The sequence below is a fragment of the Cognatundibacterium rugosum genome (genome assembly GCF_014284365.1).
GTDB classification, from domain to species: Bacteria; Pseudomonadota; Gammaproteobacteria; order Burkholderiales; family Burkholderiaceae_D; genus Undibacterium; species Undibacterium rugosum.
Map to the genome: position 1 here is coordinate 69,356 of NZ_JACOGG010000001.1, position 15,906 is coordinate 85,261.

The 15,906-nt window shown below is 53.4% G+C and carries 14 protein-coding genes; 10 read left to right on the top strand and 4 right to left on the bottom strand.

Annotated features, from left to right (window positions below; genetic code table 11):
* Window position 1 precedes the first annotated feature (1 nt).
* From H8K47_RS00275 to H8K47_RS00295, 5 genes are all read left to right on the top strand, one after another.
* Window positions 2-1,138 (top strand): ABC transporter ATP-binding protein, encoded by a 1,137-nt coding sequence (locus H8K47_RS00275; RefSeq protein ID WP_186879436.1) that lies wholly within the window; start codon window positions 2-4, stop codon window positions 1,136-1,138.
* 12 nt (window positions 1,139-1,150) lie between these two features.
* Window positions 1,151-2,200 (top strand): glucokinase, encoded by a 1,050-nt coding sequence (locus H8K47_RS00280; RefSeq protein ID WP_230410122.1) that lies wholly within the window; start codon window positions 1,151-1,153, stop codon window positions 2,198-2,200.
* A 277-nt stretch (window positions 2,201-2,477) separates the two neighbouring features.
* On the top strand, window positions 2,478-3,842 hold the full coding sequence (locus H8K47_RS00285; protein ID WP_186879437.1) for a pyridoxal-phosphate dependent enzyme: 1,365 nt from the start codon (window positions 2,478-2,480) through the stop codon (window positions 3,840-3,842).
* A gap of 117 nt (window positions 3,843-3,959) precedes the next feature.
* Complete coding sequence (locus H8K47_RS00290; RefSeq protein WP_186879438.1) at window positions 3,960-5,120, top strand: trans-sulfuration enzyme family protein; 1,161 nt, start codon at window positions 3,960-3,962, stop codon at window positions 5,118-5,120.
* Complete coding sequence (locus tag H8K47_RS00295) at window positions 5,117-5,695, top strand: class I SAM-dependent methyltransferase (protein ID WP_186879439.1); 579 nt, start codon at window positions 5,117-5,119, stop codon at window positions 5,693-5,695. The genes H8K47_RS00290 and H8K47_RS00295 overlap by 4 nt, the downstream gene beginning before the upstream one ends.
* A 30-nt stretch (window positions 5,696-5,725) precedes the next feature.
* On the opposite strand, the gene H8K47_RS00300 is transcribed toward H8K47_RS00295, so the two are convergent.
* A complete protein-coding gene (locus tag H8K47_RS00300) occupies window positions 5,726-6,667 on the bottom strand; it encodes a LysR substrate-binding domain-containing protein (RefSeq protein ID WP_186879440.1) in 942 nt (313 codons plus the stop codon).
* A gap of 2 nt (window positions 6,668-6,669) precedes the next feature.
* Entirely contained in the window at window positions 6,670-7,116 is a 447-nt protein-coding gene (locus H8K47_RS00305) for an Lrp/AsnC family transcriptional regulator (protein WP_186879441.1), read from the bottom strand.
* A gap of 118 nt (window positions 7,117-7,234) precedes the next feature.
* Here H8K47_RS00305 and yedA point away from each other — a divergent pair, with 118 nt between their 5' ends.
* Complete coding sequence (yedA, locus tag H8K47_RS00310) at window positions 7,235-8,107, top strand: drug/metabolite exporter YedA (protein WP_186879442.1); 873 nt, start codon at window positions 7,235-7,237, stop codon at window positions 8,105-8,107.
* 24 nt (window positions 8,108-8,131) lie between these two features.
* On the opposite strand, the gene H8K47_RS00315 is transcribed toward yedA, so the two are convergent.
* On the bottom strand, window positions 8,132-9,196 hold the full coding sequence (locus H8K47_RS00315) for a GGDEF domain-containing protein (RefSeq protein ID WP_186879443.1): 1,065 nt from the start codon (window positions 9,194-9,196) through the stop codon (window positions 8,132-8,134).
* Window positions 9,197-9,374: 178 nt separating this feature from the next.
* Here H8K47_RS00315 and H8K47_RS00320 point away from each other — a divergent pair, with 178 nt between their 5' ends.
* The gene (locus tag H8K47_RS00320) at window positions 9,375-10,001 is read left to right on the top strand and encodes a methylamine utilization protein (protein WP_186879444.1); all 627 of its coding nucleotides are present in this window, start codon (window positions 9,375-9,377) and stop codon (window positions 9,999-10,001) included.
* Window positions 10,002-10,044: 43 nt separating this feature from the next.
* Window positions 10,045-12,420: a putative bifunctional diguanylate cyclase/phosphodiesterase gene (locus H8K47_RS00325; protein WP_186879445.1), complete on the top strand. Its 2,376-nt coding sequence runs from the start codon at window positions 10,045-10,047 to the stop codon at window positions 12,418-12,420.
* Window positions 12,421-12,445: 25 nt separating this feature from the next.
* Here the strand turns inward: H8K47_RS00325 and H8K47_RS00330 are convergent, their stop codons facing one another.
* Complete coding sequence (locus H8K47_RS00330) at window positions 12,446-14,155, bottom strand: diguanylate cyclase (protein ID WP_186879446.1); 1,710 nt, start codon at window positions 14,153-14,155, stop codon at window positions 12,446-12,448.
* A 343-nt stretch (window positions 14,156-14,498) separates the two neighbouring features.
* Between H8K47_RS00330 and H8K47_RS00335 the strand changes: the two genes are divergently transcribed.
* Both H8K47_RS00335 and H8K47_RS00340 read left to right on the top strand, forming a co-directional pair.
* On the top strand, window positions 14,499-15,404 hold the full coding sequence (locus H8K47_RS00335; RefSeq protein WP_230410123.1) for a DUF3034 family protein: 906 nt from the start codon (window positions 14,499-14,501) through the stop codon (window positions 15,402-15,404).
* A gap of 23 nt (window positions 15,405-15,427) precedes the next feature.
* Window positions 15,428-15,859 carry a group I truncated hemoglobin gene (locus H8K47_RS00340; RefSeq protein ID WP_186879448.1) on the top strand — a complete coding sequence of 144 codons (432 nt, stop codon included), beginning with the start codon at window positions 15,428-15,430 and terminating at the stop codon, window positions 15,857-15,859.
* Window positions 15,860-15,906: the final 47 nt, after the last annotated feature.

The window sequence follows — 15,906 nt, forward strand, 5'->3', positions numbered from 1 at the left end:
TATGGCAAGCTTATCTATCCGTGATGTACGCAAGGTGTATCCGAACGGTGCGGAGATTTTGAAAGGGATTAATCTCGATATCGAAGATGGTCAGTTCCTGATCCTGGTCGGCGGTTCCGGCTGCGGCAAATCCACCTTACTGAATATGATCGCCGGACTGGAAACAGTATCCGAAGGCGGTATTTACATCGGTGATCGCTGCGTCAATGACGTACCGCCCAAGTCGCGTGATATCGCCATGGTGTTTCAATCCTATGCCTTATATCCGACCATGACGGTACGTGAAAATATCTCTTTCGGCTTAGGCATACGCCGGGTCGCCGTCGCAGAACAAAAGAAAATCGTAGACCGGGTCGCTGAGACTTTACAGATCACCCATTTACTGGATCGCAAACCGGCGCATTTATCCGGTGGCCAGCGCCAGCGGGTCGCGATGGGACGTGCGATTGCACGTAATCCTTCGCTGTTCCTGTTCGACGAGCCTTTGTCTAATCTGGATGCTAAATTGCGCGTCGAAATGCGGGCTGAAATCAAACTCATGCATCAGCGTCTGAAAACCACCACCGTATATGTCACGCATGACCAAGTTGAAGCGATGACCCTGGGTGACAAAATCGCGGTGATGCGCGATGGCGTGGTGCAGCAGTTTGGCAGCCCGCAGGATATTTACGACCGCCCTGCGAATATGTTTGTCGCAGGCTTTATCGGTTCACCGTCGATGAATTTCATCCGTGGCAAAGTGCAGCAGGAACAGCAGCAACTGCATTTTGTGCTTGAACATCAGGGGCGCTCCACGCTGTTACCGATACCGGCCACACAGGCAGCCGCGATCCAGCGTTTGTCCCCAGTCAATGGCGAGATCGTACTCGGTATACGGCCTGAACATGTGACCGATGCTGCCAGCGCCAGACGAGCCGAACATAGCGATGCGCATCATCCTACCGAAGTCGACTGCATCGTCGATCTGACCGAACCGACCGGTCCGGATACGCTGGTGTTTTCCAGCTTTAATGCCACCCGCCTGACCTGCCGCACCCATCCGCGTGCTGCTGCCATGCCGGGTCAGCCTATGCGTCTGGCTTTTGATTTGTCGAAAGCCGTGTTCTTCGATCCGGTATCAGAACAAAGCCTGAAGTAAGCGGAGTTTACGATGTCAGCAATGATCGCTCATACCCAGGCTCATACCCAAGCGCCTACTCAAGCTCAACCCAAAACTGATACACCGTCCTACCCCTTGCTGCTGGCCGATATAGGCGGCACCAATGCACGCTTTGCGATAGAAACTGCACATGGCGAACTGCAGGCAGTCAAGGTACTGCCTTGCGCCGCCTATCCCAGCCTGGAAGACGCATTGCACAGCTATTTGCACGATGCGGCCAGTCTGGCAGCGGGGGCGCATCAGCTGCGTCATGCCGGGATCGCGATTGCCAATCCTATCCATGGTGATCAGGTCCGCATGACGAATCATCACTGGGAGTTTTCTATCAGTGCAACCCGCCATCAGTTCGGCTTGGAGCGGCTCGATGTGGTCAATGATTTCACCGCACTCGCGCTGTCTTTACCGCATTTGCAGCCACATCAATATTTTCAGGTGGGTGGTCATCAGGCTTTGGCTGGCAGCGCAATCGGGCTGTTAGGAGCAGGCACAGGACTCGGCGTATCCGGTCTGATTCCTGCGGGCGAGCGCTGGCTGCCGCTGCACAGCGAAGGTGGCCATGCGAGCTTTACGCCAGCCAATGCAAAAGAAGTCGCGATTCTGGAGTTTGCCTGGCGCGAGTTCCCGCACGTGTCCGCAGAACGCCTGTTATCCGGTCCCGGTCTGGTGCTGATTTATCGTGCGCTGGCTGAACTCCTGCAGGCTGCTGTCGCACCATTGGAAGCCCCCGACATTCTGCAACGCGGCTTGCAACGCGAATGTGCGATTTGCAGCGAGGTACTCTCCACCTTCTGCGAGATGCTGGGCACGATGGCTGCGAATCTGGCAGTGACACTGGGTGCACGTGCTGGCATTTACATCGGTGGTGGTATTGTTCCACGGCTGGGCGACTATTTACTGCAGTCCGGTTTTCGCGCACGTTTCGAAGACAAGGGGCGCTTCCGTGACTACCTGGCTGCGATCCCGGTCTACGTGATCACCGAAGCCTATCCGGCCCTGATCGGGCTGTCTGCACTACACCGCCAGCAGTCCGCGGACCGATAATCTACACTGTCACTGAGAATCACACCACCCGCCGGAAATGCGCATGCCTGCTGGCTTAGCGCGACTCCGGCAGGCGCTCTTCCGCACCTGCAGCGCACGCCATCATCCCCTCCCGATGTAAGCACCAGCAAGACCGCCTTTGAAATATGCGGCCGGTTTTATACGTTTTCCGAACTTAGATGTAAGAATTTATTCCTTATCATAGTCAACTTGTCACTGCTAAGATTTGCCGCTTTCCTGTCGCCATTTGGCGTTTAACTTTGTGAAGTGGTATGCAATGAATTCGACTGATCCCGTTTTAGCTTTAATCGGTAATACGCCTGTAGTGCGCTTGCAAAATATCGATACCGGCCCCTGTGAGCTATACGTCAAACTGGAAAGCCAGAATCCGGGTGGATCGATCAAAGACAGGATCGCATTGACGATGATAGAAGCAGCCGAGCGCAGCGGTCAGCTGCGTGCGGGCGGCACCATCATCGAGGCCACTGCTGGCAATACCGGTCTGGGTCTGGCACTGGTAGCGGTCCGTAAAGGCTACCGTATCAAACTGATCGTGCCCGATAAAATGAGCACAGAAAAAATTCAGCAACTCAAAGCCATGGGTGCCGAAGTGATTTTGACGCGTTCCGATGTGAACAAGGGTCACCCACTGTATTATCAGGATCTGGCACTGCGCATCGCAAGCGAAACACCGGGCGCGTATTACATCGATCAGTTCAATAATCCGGCCAATCCACTTGCGCATACGCTCAGCACGGGACCAGAAATCTGGCAACAGATGGATCAGCAACTGGATGCGATCGCGGTAGGCGTAGGCTCCAGCGGTACCTTGTCCGGTCTCAGTGCCTACTTTGCGGATACCGCACCACAAATGGAGTTTGTACTGGCTGATCCGCAAGGCTCTATCCTGGCAGATTATGTAGAGACTGGTCACTTTGGACAGGCTGGCAGTTGGCGCGTGGAAGGCATAGGCGAGGATTTTATTCCGCCGCTTGCGAACTTTGCGATGGTCAAAAAAGCGTATCGCATCAGCGATCAGGAGAGCCTGTTTACCGCACGTGCGCTGCTGGAAAAAGAAGGTATCCTGGCAGGTTCTTCCAGTGGCACACTGGTGGCTGCGGCGTTGCGCTATTGCCGTGCCCAGACCACACCGAAACGGGTGCTGACCTTTATCTGCGACAGCGGCAACAAGTACTTATCCAAACAATTCAATGATAACTGGCTGGTCGATCAAGGCCTGCTGCGAGAACCACAACGCGACAATTTATCCGATCTGATTACACGTCCACATCATAAAGGTGCGACGGTATTCGCCAGACAGGAAGACAGCCTGGCCGATGCCTATCAAAAAATGCGCCGCCATGATGTGTCACAACTACCGGTCATCGAGGGCGAAGCAGCACTGGCCGGACTGATCGACGAGTGGGACATCTTAAACGCAGTCAGAGATAACAAAGAGAATTTCAAACTGCCGGTACGCAGTGTGATGAGCACCGACCTGGTCACCCTGGCACCACAGGACACACTGGAACGCGTGATCGGTATTTTTGCCGACAACAAGGTGGCCCCCGTGATCGAACAGGGGAATTTCCTCGGACTGATCACACAAACTGACCTCATCAACTACTGGCAGCAACACTAACGGATTGACGCAACATTGTCCCGGCAAGGCAGATGCAGGCCGTACATTCGTACGACAAGCCGCCATCACGCCGCTGGGGCAGTTCTGCGTCAGCCCTGACACATAAGGACGACAGCTATGACCCATCCCGATACTTTAAGCGTACACGCTGGCTATCAACCCGATGCCACCGGTGCAGTAATGCCGCCGATTTATCTGAGTTCCACCTATGCCCAGCAAGCGCCGGGCGAACACAGCGGTTTTGAATATGGGCGCAGTGGCAATCCCAGCCGTCAGGCACTGGAAAAAGCCCTGGCTGAACTGGAAGGCGGCAGCGCAGGGTTTGCGTTTGCCTCCGGTCTGGGTGCAATGAGCACCGTGTTGGAATTGCTGGAAGCTGGCAGTGAAATAGTTGCGGTTGATGACTTATACGGTGGCGCCTGGCGCTTGTTTGAACAAGTCAAAGGCCGCAGTGCCGGCCTCAAAGTGCGCTATGTATCACCCGATGATCTGGATGGATTAAAGGCAGCCATCACTCCGGCTACCCGTTTGGTATGGCTGGAAGTACCAACGAATCCGCTGCTGAAATTTCCGGACATCGCTGCGATTTCTGCCATCGCTAAAGAGGCCGGCGCACTGACCCTGGTAGACGCCACCTTTGTCACACCGTATTTACTGCAGCCCTTGAAATGGGGCGCCGATATCGTGCTGCATTCCCTGACCAAATACCTGAATGGTCACTCCGATGTGATAGGAGGTGCGCTGATCGTGAAGGAACAGGCACTGGCAGACAAATTGCGCTGGTTACAAAATGCAGTCGGCGCCGTGCTGTCGCCGTTTGACAGCTTCCTGGCATTACGCGGATTGCGCACACTCGCAATCCGTATGCAAAGGCATAGCAGCAACGCACTGAGCCTGGCGCAGTGGCTGGAAACGCAAGCTGGCATCCGTGCAGTGATCTACCCCGGTCTGCCATCCCATCCGCAATATGCCTTAGCCCAACGCCTGTTACCGCAAGGTCAGAGCGGCGTGATTTCTATACGCCTCGATACCGATGAAGCGGGTTTGCGCCGTTTTGTACAGGCCTTAAAGATTTTCACCCTGGCGGAAAGTCTGGGTGGCGTGGAAAGCCTGATCAATCACCCGTGGTCGATGACGCATGCGGCGATCCCGCAAGCGATACGCGTGGAAAAAGGCGTGACTTCAGACTTACTCAGAATTTCCGTCGGTATTGAGCATGTGGCCGATTTACAGGCCGATCTGGCGCAGGCACTGGCGACGCTGACCACCGCGGAATGAATACCACACTGAGTTTTTTGCGCGCCTTGCTGGCGGCACCAGCCGAAGTCGGCGCGCTGTGGCCGTCGTCGCGCTATCTGGCGCAGTCCATGGCGCAAGCTGCCGTAGCCTGCGGCGCAAGCGGGAGGGTCATCGAAGTCGGCGCAGGCAGCGGTGCGCTGACACTTGCCCTGCTGACCCGCTTTGGCAGCGAACGTCTGCAAGTCATCGAATGTGCACCTGAACTCGTTCAGGTACTCAGAAAAAAATTCCCGCAACTGGATATACGGCGCGAACGCATAGAACATTTTCTGCCGCAGGCAGCACCCGATCCGGACAGCAGCCTGCTGGTTTCGTCCTTACCGTTTAAGTCTTTACCAGCGGCGCAGGCACGCCTGCTGAGCAGTACCTATATCCGCTTTGTTCAGCGAGGCGGCGCTGTCATTCAGTTCAGCTATGGACTGACACCGCCATTCGCACTGAACGATGCAGACGGCTTGCAATGGCAGCGCGTGAGCCGGATCTGGCGCAATCTGCCGCCGGCCTGTGTCTGGCGTCTGCAGGCAAGAAAGACAGACACCTTGTCCCCAACTTAGCGACCCATTTGCGCCGATTCAGTACCAGACTCAATGCGCCTCAGCGGGGAGCCGCGTACCTAGCCAGACACCGCTTTGGCACAGCTCACGACTGACATCTATGACCAGTTTTTCCACTGCCATAGCGGCATTGGTGAGTGGTATATTTTTAGATGCACACAGGCTGACCGTACGCGACAGTTGCGCATCGCTGACCGGCAAGGCCTGCATTTCACCGCGCTGAATTTCTGCCAGCATCGGCGACACTGGCAAGATAGTGGCGCCCATATCGGCCATCAGCGCCGACTTTAAAATCGCAATCGAGGTAATATCGATCACCTGACTGATCTGCCGCCCATGTTCACGCACTACTTGCTCAATCAGCGGGCGCACACCATGCTGCAGGCTGGGTAAAATCAGCGGCACCTGCAATACCTGTTCCAGCTTAATACTTTTACGGCGCGAGGCAAATTGCGAACCGCTACGCGTGATATACATCATCTCTTCAAGAACCAGCGGGCGGCTATGAAAGCCGCTGAGCTGCCCATCATCGAACAGTATTGCCAGATTCAGCCGTCCTGAACGTAACTGCTCAGTCAGGTTGCCGGTTAATTCTTCGGTCAGTTGAAAATGGATGTCGGGATAAGTCTCGCGTACCGCTTTGAGCAAAGGAAAAGCCAGCGCACCGGACGCACTTTGCGGAATGCCGAGTGCCACCGTACCACGTGGCCGGTCGGTCGATTGTGCCACCGCAGTTCTGGCATCGCTGACCTGTTTCAGAATAGCCTGAGCATGTTCGTAAAACAGCTTACCGGCATCGGTCGCCTGCATACCCTGTGCCGAGCGGTGCAGCAGCATGGCACCCAATTCTTCTTCCAGCGACTGGATTTGCTGCGTCAGCGCCGGCTGCACGATATGCAGCACGCGCGCCGCACGGGACAGTGAGCCATGATCCACAATCGCGACAAAATAGCGTAACTGGCGCAGTTCCATCGCTACTCCACGGGTTTGATGGCGCGCCGTTCTATCGACGACGACAGAATCAGCGACGTCGAGGTCACACCGCCGCGCGCCAGCGACGCGATTACACGCTCCAGTTCACGGACTGACGGTGCCACCACTTTGACGATCACACAATCCTCACCGGTAATGGCATGACATTCCACCACTTCCGGCACCTGGGCCGCGATGTGCGGCACCGACACGTCGCTGGAGCGGCTGGCGATACGCACAAAGGCGGTGATGCCATAACCCAAAGCTTCGGGATTGACCCGTGCATGGTAGCCAGTGATGACCTGGGCCGTTTCCATACGACGTATCCGTTCCGCGACGGCAGGCTGACTCAGATGAATGCGGCGTCCGATTTCAGCCAGCGTGACACGTGCATCTTCCTGCAGAATCTCGAGAATTCTGGCATCCATCAGATCTAATTCTATTTTCATGGAAAAACCCGGATATTTCAGTCAATTTAAAAGAAATGTAGCTGATTTCCCTTAGAACATCCATTTAAAACCATCACCTGGCAGCATAAAATATCGTGATTAATTCAAGAAAGCACGTATGCGTCACTTACCAAAATCAGTTCTGACTGCCCTGCTGACGGTCTATATCGTCTGGGGTTCAACCTATTTTGCGATTCAGGTCGCGTTGACTGCTTTTCCTCCGTTCATGATGATAGGCACGCGCTTTCTGGTCGCGGGTGGTCTGCTGTATTTATGGCAGCTGTGGCGCAAAGCGCCGCAACCTACACTGCGTGAATGGCGCGATGGCGGCATCGTCGGCATCCTGATGCTGGGCGGTGGCACCGGTCTGACGGCCTGTGCCCAGCAATATGTGTCGTCTGGCCTGACTGCCGTGTTTATTGCATGCTCGCCCATGATACTGTCGGGTTTGTCCGGTCTGTTTGGTGACTGGCCACGCCGGCGTGAATGGCTGGGCATACTCTCTGGCTTTCTAGGTGCAGTATTGCTGGCTTCGGACCATGGTTTTGCGGCCCAGCCCGCCGGCATTTTTCTGTTACTGGGTGCAATACTGAGCTGGGACGTAGGTTCTATCCTGTCGCAAAAAAAACTGAAGATGGCCAAAGGTGGTATGGGCTTTGCCAGCGAAATGCTGGTCGGTGGTGCTTTTTTGTTTATTGTGAGCCTGCTCAGCGGTGAAAAAATGACAGGCCCGCTGACCGTGCAAGCCTTCAGCGCCTGGGCTTATCTGGTGGTGGCGGGTTCGCTGATCGCGTTTACTGCGTATATGTATCTGTTGTCCAAAGTACCGGCCGGACTGGCGGCCAGCTATGCCTATGTCAATCCCGTCATCGCGGTAGCGCTCGGGGTGGCATTCGGTGGCGAACATTTATCGGGTAAAGCCATGCTGGCGATGGCGATTATCCTGGGCAGTGTGGTGATGCTGACCACCGCACGCCGTCCGGTCAAATAATAAGGATCGGCGCCGACGCCGGATTCAAAAGAATTCGGCAATGTCGTTGGCCTGTTCCTGCTGTAAGTCACCGCTGACAACCAGGCTGTCGTAAAAACAGCTGCGATTCCGACCATTCATTTTGGCGTAGTACAGTGCCTGATCCGCACGCCCGACAATGGCGACCGCGGGTTCAAATAAGTCGATTTTGGCATAGCCTATGCTGACTGTGACGGTACCCACCTGCGGAAAATGATAATTTCCTACCGTCTGACGGAAGCGGTCGAAAATCTGATCAGCGTCCTGCTTAGTGACGGAACGCAGCAAAATCACGAACTCCTCACCACCGAAGCGGAATAAGCGATCATTCGGCCTGAAAGAATTACGTAGCAAGTTGGCGATCAGTATCAATACCTCATCGCCGTATAGATGGCCAAACTGATCGTTAATCCGCTTAAAATGGTCAATATCGAGCACTGCAAGCCAGTTGAATTTTTCCGCGTCCTGCTCGCGCCTTTCGGTTTCTGGCTTAGCCAAAGACGGTTGCGAATCAGGCATGACTTCCAAGGGCTTCATTTCCCTTAAGTTGGTGCGCAAGACCTTGGAAAAACTGTCATCGAAAGTCTTGCGGTTAAGCAGTCCGGTCAGTGAATCTCTTTCGCTGTAATCCAACAGATTCTGAAAATTCCGGTACACAATCAGCATGCCATTGACGACTTCCATGACTGGCTCTTCGGCTTGCTGAGGATGGCTGAGCTGCAGGCAAGTATGCAGTTTGTCATTGATCCAGATCGGCAGCCACAACATCTCATGCCCATCCTCGACGAGACGGATGATGCTCAGCTTTTGCCCCAGTCCCTGCCATAAGTCGCTGATTTGCTCAGGAAGCAGGTCATCCGCGTCCGTCACCTGTTCCAGCACATCCGTGCTTTGTGCTGTGATGCGTATTTTAGGGCGCATTACGGTATGCCCACCCATACTGACTACTTCGAATACGGTTGCCTGTTCAGCAGCCAGCAATTCGCGCAGCGAACTGGCGACGGAAATATTGAGCAGATCATGGTCGCGATGACCAGTAATTTCCACCAGATGCTTGATAAATGAGTTCATGCTGACATTCCTGCAGTGCGTGCGGAAAACTTAAGCTAAAATTGTTTTCATATTACATTTTCTATTCCGGTATTGCACCGCTACACAGCTTAAATCCGATGCAATATAGCAACAACGATGGTTTCCGCCAGCAGCGCTACTGTCAATACTCGTCAGCTTAGTCACGAAAGACATCACCATGTTATTGCCACGCTTAGGTTTCGCATCCTGCTTTACACCCGTCTTGACTGGCCTGCTGCTGATGGCTGGCATGCAAACGGCCCATGCCAACAGAGTAGTACAAATTCTCGACAGCGAAGGGAAAGCTGTGGAAAACGCCGTCGTCAGCGCAGAAGCAGTCAATGGCAATCAGCCGGTAAAAGCCGGCAACTACTCCATAGAGCAAAAAGACCGCAAATTTCTGCCTTTGGTCAGCGTGATTCCGGTCGGCAGCGCGGTCAGCTTCCCCAACAATGATACGGTCAAGCACCATGCGTATTCCTTTTCCGCCGCGAAGCGTTTTGAACTGAAGCTGTATTCAGGCAAACCCAGCAATCCCGTGGTGTTCGACACACCGGGTACCGTGGTCATTGGTTGCAATATCCATGATCAGATGATCGCATATGTGCAGGTGGTAAACACCCCGTATTTCGCTAAAACAGATGCTAAAGGCTTAGCCACATTAGCGAATATGCCCAGTGGCAAATACACGCTGAAGGTCTGGCATTACAAAATGGCACCCGGCTCGGAAGGCCTACAACAAAGCTGGCAGGCGGAGGCAGAGGGTGCACCGTATCAAGTCAGGCTGAATGGCAAGTTCGACTAAGCAAACCCTGACCCCAGCCAGTAGTTCAACCACGAGAGAATTTATGCGTTTTCACAGCCTGCAAGCAAGAATTATTGCGCTCTTCATCAGCCTGCTGCTGTTACTGCAACTGGTTGCCTACGGCTTTATTGATCAGGCGATAGATAAAAATGCGCGCCAGACGTTGAACAAAGAGCTGCATACCAATGAAAATTTCTTCCAGCGTATCATAGAAAAAAATGCACAGAATCTGGTGCAGGCTGCCACCATCGTATCTAAGGATTATGCCTTGCGCGACGCCATCAGCAGTAACGACACCCAGACCATCGTATCTGCGCTGCTGAATCACGGCGAACGTATCAATGCGGATCTGACTATGCTGGTCGGACTGGATGGAAAAATCATCGCTGCCAGCAGCGATACGCTGGCGCATGGTATGCAGGATCGGGTACAGCAGTTAATGAATACTGCCAGCAATAAAGGGGGGGCAGCAAACATCGTGAGTCTGAATGGCCGCCCTTATCAGTTGGTGATGGTGCCGATACTGGCACCGGTGGCAATCAGCTGGGTCGCGCTGGCGGTGCCGGTCGATCAGGTGCTGGTCAAAGAAATGCATGAACTGTCGCCACTCGAGGTCAGTATCGTCAGTGCAGTCAAAGGCGGCGCATGGCAAATGCAAAGCACCAGCCTGACCGAAACCCAGGCCAGACAACTGATTGCAGCGCTGCCACGTGAGCTGCCGTCGAATAAACGGATCACGACGATGCAAATCGATCAGGATGAATACAGTTCACAACTGGTCGATATGAATGCCAGCGAAGGCCAGCATACTGTCGCGGTATTGCAGTTATCGTTCAGCCGTACGGTGGCACCGTATAAACTGCTGCAACGGAATCTGCTAATACTGAGTATCGTAGCTACCCTGCTGGCGATCATCATCAGCGCCGTTACTGCCCGCCGTATCACCAACCCTTTACGTCAATTGTCGGATACGGCCAAGCGTTTTGCTACGGGTAACTATCAGGGTGATATTGCGATACGGCGCAGCGATGAAATTGGTGATCTGGCCAAGAGTTTCAGCCATATGCGCGATGCGATTGCCACCCGCGAAAAAGAAATCAGCCGGCTGGCTTACTGGGATACGCTCACGCATTTGCCCAATCGCGCGCTATTTACATCGATGCTCAATGATGCACTGCTTGCAGCAGCTGCCCGTGGCGATACGGTGCATGTGCTGATGCTCGATCTGGACCGTTTTAAATATGTCAACGATTTGATGGGACATGATTTTGGTGACCGGCTGCTGACCGAAGTCGCGCAACGTCTGAGCCAGCAGCTAGGCGCTGGTAAGCCCAAACCGGCCCGGCTCGGCGGTGATGAATTCGCCGTACTGCTGCCTGCCAGTACACTGGATGATGCGCAACAGACTGCGCGTGCAATTGCGCAGTCGTTTGAGCGCCCGATTGCGATTGATGATCAGAACGTGGATATTGGTGCCGGCATAGGGATCGCAGCCTATCCAGCCCATGCCAGCGATGCAGCCAGTCTGATGAGCCGGGTTGAAGTCGCGATGTATGCGGCAAAACGTGCGCGTCAGGGCGCAGTCACCTACTCGCCTGAAATCGACAAATCCAGTCAAAAAAACCTGTCACTGTTATCCGATATGCGCGCAGCACTGGAGCGAAATCAGTTTCAGCTGTGGGTGCAGCCTAAAGTCAGTCTGCATGACTACCGGCTGATCGGGGTAGAGGCGCTGGTGCGCTGGGTCCATCCTGAACGCGGCATGGTATTCCCGGACCAGTTCATCCCGTTCGCCGAACAATCCGGCTTTATCCGCAGCCTGACGCACTGGATCATGGACCAGGCGGCGCAAACCCTGAAACTGTGGCAGGCACAGGACCTCGTACTGAAAATGTCGGTCAATATCTCTACCATGGATTTAATGGATCAGGATTTACCGCAAAAATTTGCTGCCATACTCGATCAGTATGCGCTGGCGACCTCACAGTTTTGTCTGGAAATTACTGAGAGTGCGATTATGGATGATCCTGTGCGCGCCCATCAGACGCTGGATAATCTGCATGCGATGGGCATGGATTTGTCAATTGATGACTTTGGTACCGGCTACTCTTCACTAGCCTACCTGAAGCAGTTACCAGTCAACGAGTTGAAAATTGATAAGTCTTTTGTATTGAAAATGGATAAGGACAATGCTGACAGCCGCATCGTCAAATCCACCATCGATCTGGCCCACAATATGCAATTGCGGGTGGTCGCAGAAGGAGTAGAAAACCAGCAGGTGATGCAGTTACTCAGAGAGTTAGGCTGTGATCAGGTACAAGGCTATTTCCTGAGCAAACCTATGCCAGCGAGTCAGTTAACCGTCTGGAAACAGGATTGGGAACAGCGTGCGGCACAGTTACCGACCTCCGGCACCTGAATATAGCTGATCGATTCAGCACAAATTATGCACGATTCACACGTTGCAATTTGCGGTCGCGCTTACGGTTATACATGCGACTGTCAGCAATTTTGATGAGTCGCATATAATCGTCACCATCTTCCGGATAGCTGGCCCAGCCTATAGAGGCGCCGACATCTACCATCGCGTTTTCGAGCGCAATCGGCTCTTCCACCACGGAAGAAATTTTATCAACCAGGTGGTGAATATCGCCTGCATGCCGTAAATCCCTGATCAGCAAAACGAATTCATCGCCGCCATAACGTGCCACATCGTCGGTGTCACGTACTGCAGCGCGCAATCTGGCGGCAGTAATCACCAGCACCTTATCACCCGCGTCGTGACCGTAATTGTCGTTCACGAATTTGAAGCGGTCCAGATCAACAAAGAGCAGGGTGTAGCCCTGAATCTGCTCAGGATTCTCCTCTGCCATGCGCTGGATATGGGTAATTTGTGCAAACAACGATTCACGGTTGGCAACCTGGGTCAGCTTATCAAAACGTAGCTTGTTCTCCATTTCACTGAACGTTTCCGCCAGTATTCCGATTTCATCGGTACGACGGATATCCATTTTCGGCATCGGTTCACCATTACCAAATTTTTCGGCCGCCGCAGTCAGCTTGCGGATATCCCGGATCACGCGCTCGACAATAGTCAGACCAATGGTCAGTGCAAAAATAATACAGGCAATCGCGATCACTACACTCTGAAAAAAGCCCTGATTAATGGTGTTCATGAAATCTGCACGCGGCACGGCAACCACTGTTTGCCAGTTAAGTCCCTGCTTATTGCCAAGCGGCGATACCGCCACATCCACTGTCCCCTGCTCCAGTTCCAGCGACAGGGTTTCCTGCTGGGAGAGAGCCCGGCTCCCGATTTTTTTAAAGGTTTCGCTGATCAGACTGGTTTTCATATCCGACGCACGCATACGCTCGGGCAGGCCATTCACCACGCGTTCCGGCAACTCTTTGCCGGAAGTCGCCACGATGTAACCATCCGCATCGACGATATACGCCACGCTGTTTTTACTAATTTCCAGGCGACTCAGAAAACTCGACAACTCTTTGAGCGTCACGTCTGTCGCGACCACCCCGGCAAATTCATGATTTTTCTGAAATACCGATTTAGCCAGCGTAATGGTCGGATAATGAAAAGAAAAGTTATTGTAAATTTTGGACCAGACCGGCGCTTCCGAATTCATCGCAGCCTGATACCAGGGACGTTTGCGTGGATCAAACTGGTCCTGACGGATTTTGACAGAACGGTCACCTATTGCAGTCACGCGGTAGACATCTCGGTGATCGGAGTCCGGTTCACGTAAAAACAACTGCACTTCACTGCGGGATATACGATAAACCCCAACAAAACGGCCATCCTTTCCACCGAAATACACATAATTATTCACATCCATGAATAAACCGCTGGCGGTCCAGAACTTATCTTCCAGCACATGCAGATCAACCGAAAAGTCATGCTCTTTGGGCACCCGGGCCGAACTCGGCGCAACCGATTCCAGGGCAATCAAGGCGCCATCCAGATGTTTTTCCGACGCGACATTGATGCGGTTGACCATATCCACCAACACCCTCTGCGTCAGTGTGTAGACCGCATCCGTACCCGCCTTCATCGATACCCAGGCAATCGCTGCGGATACACTGATGACCAGCACCGTAATAGGAATAACTAACTCGCGGCGTAAAGAGGAGCGACTCATAAAGAATGGATAGCGACTAAGGTGTGACGTACTTGTTTTCGTTATTTCTTTTACCTGTGGATCACCGAAGCTCCGCATAACCCCTATCATGCGCACTCTGTCTCGTTTCTGCAAGTGACCAGAGTAGTCCGGCAACAACCGACTTTGTTACAAATTCACACAAATCGCTAAGCATACTATGGAGTGTTGCCGCAAAGACAGTAAAAATCTGGATTTCACATCTTTTTTCTTCTTTATGCGGCAGATGCAACAAAATGCGACGAAAAACCATACAAAAAGCATCATTTCCGAAAATAAACTAAGATTAAACGATGGGAATGACGCGTTAATGACGATGATAACGATGAGTACACTGCAATTTTTAAAGTTGAGTACGGCAAGCTTGCTCAGCATAGGGCTGATCCACATGGCGCATGCGCTGGATTTACCCCCCTCCGATCGCGGCAAATTACTCGCGACTGCCGGGGTGAGCCAGGCAGAAGGTGCGGCCGGTGGGGGTTTGGTGCCCTGGGCCGTAATCGCTGGCTATGGCAGCGAAGACAGTGCAGGTGTCACAGCCTTTGTGACACAGCTGAGTACACGTGATTACCGCCTGCGCAGCAGCGGCGTCGCGCTGGGCTGGCACGATAAGCTGGAAGTCTCACTGGCCAGGCAGGAATTCACCGGCAGTGAAGCACCACTCGATCAGCTCAGACTCAGCCAGGATATCGTGGGCATCAAGCTCAAACTCAGTGGCGATCTGATTGCCGATCAGGATACCTGGCGACCGCAGCTGGCGGTCGGCGCGATGTTCAAACAGACGCGGGCTGTCGAAGGCCTGTCTGCCTTAAGCGTCACCTCCGTGACCCAGCTGGGTGCGACTGACAGCAAGGGGGTGGATTACTATGTCTCTGCGAGCAAGCTGCTGTTAGCCAATAATCTCTTACTCAACGGCACCCTGCGCCTGAGCAAAAGCAATCAGCTAGGCTTGCTGGGGTTTGGCGGGCCGCAATCGCAAAGCTATCAGATATTGCCTGAAGTCTCAGTCGCTTATTTGCTGAGCCCACACTGGGTAGCGGGTGCCGAATACCGGCAGCGTCCTTCGAATCTGGTGATTGATCGTGAGAAAGCCGCCAAAGATGTGTTCCTGGCTTACTTCCCGAATAAGCAATGGTCACTGACACTGGCCTATGTCAGTCTGGGCGATATCACGGTATTCAACCCTCGCAATCAACAGGGCTGGTATCTGTCCCTACAACTCGCTAACTAAATTCTTCAGTAAGTGGATCACCTATGTTTCGTTTTTTTATCACTAGCCTGAGTGCCCTGAGTTTCACACTCAGCGCGTCTGCGCAAGCCCAAGCCGACAACCTGTATCAGGCGCTGGGTGGCAGCCCTGGCATTGCACGCGTGGTTGATCAGCTCATCGTCGAAATTCAGCAAGATGCACGCATTAGCCCACAATTCAAAGAAACCAATATGAAGCGGCTGGCTGAACTGCTAAAAGAGCAGCTCTGCGTCGTCAGCGATGGTCCTTGCCAATACAGCGGCGACGATATGCTGACGGTGCATGCGCAACTGGGTATCAAAAGCGCGGCTTTCAACGCACTGGTCGAGGATTTACAGGCGGCGATGCACAAAAATCAAATCCCTTTTCCTACCCAAAACCGGCTGCTGGCCAGACTCGCAGTAATGAAAAAAGATATTGTGGTGTCAGCGCCCTGAGTAGCAACGCGGGCGTAACCGGGAACTGTTGTGCACAAATACGGTCA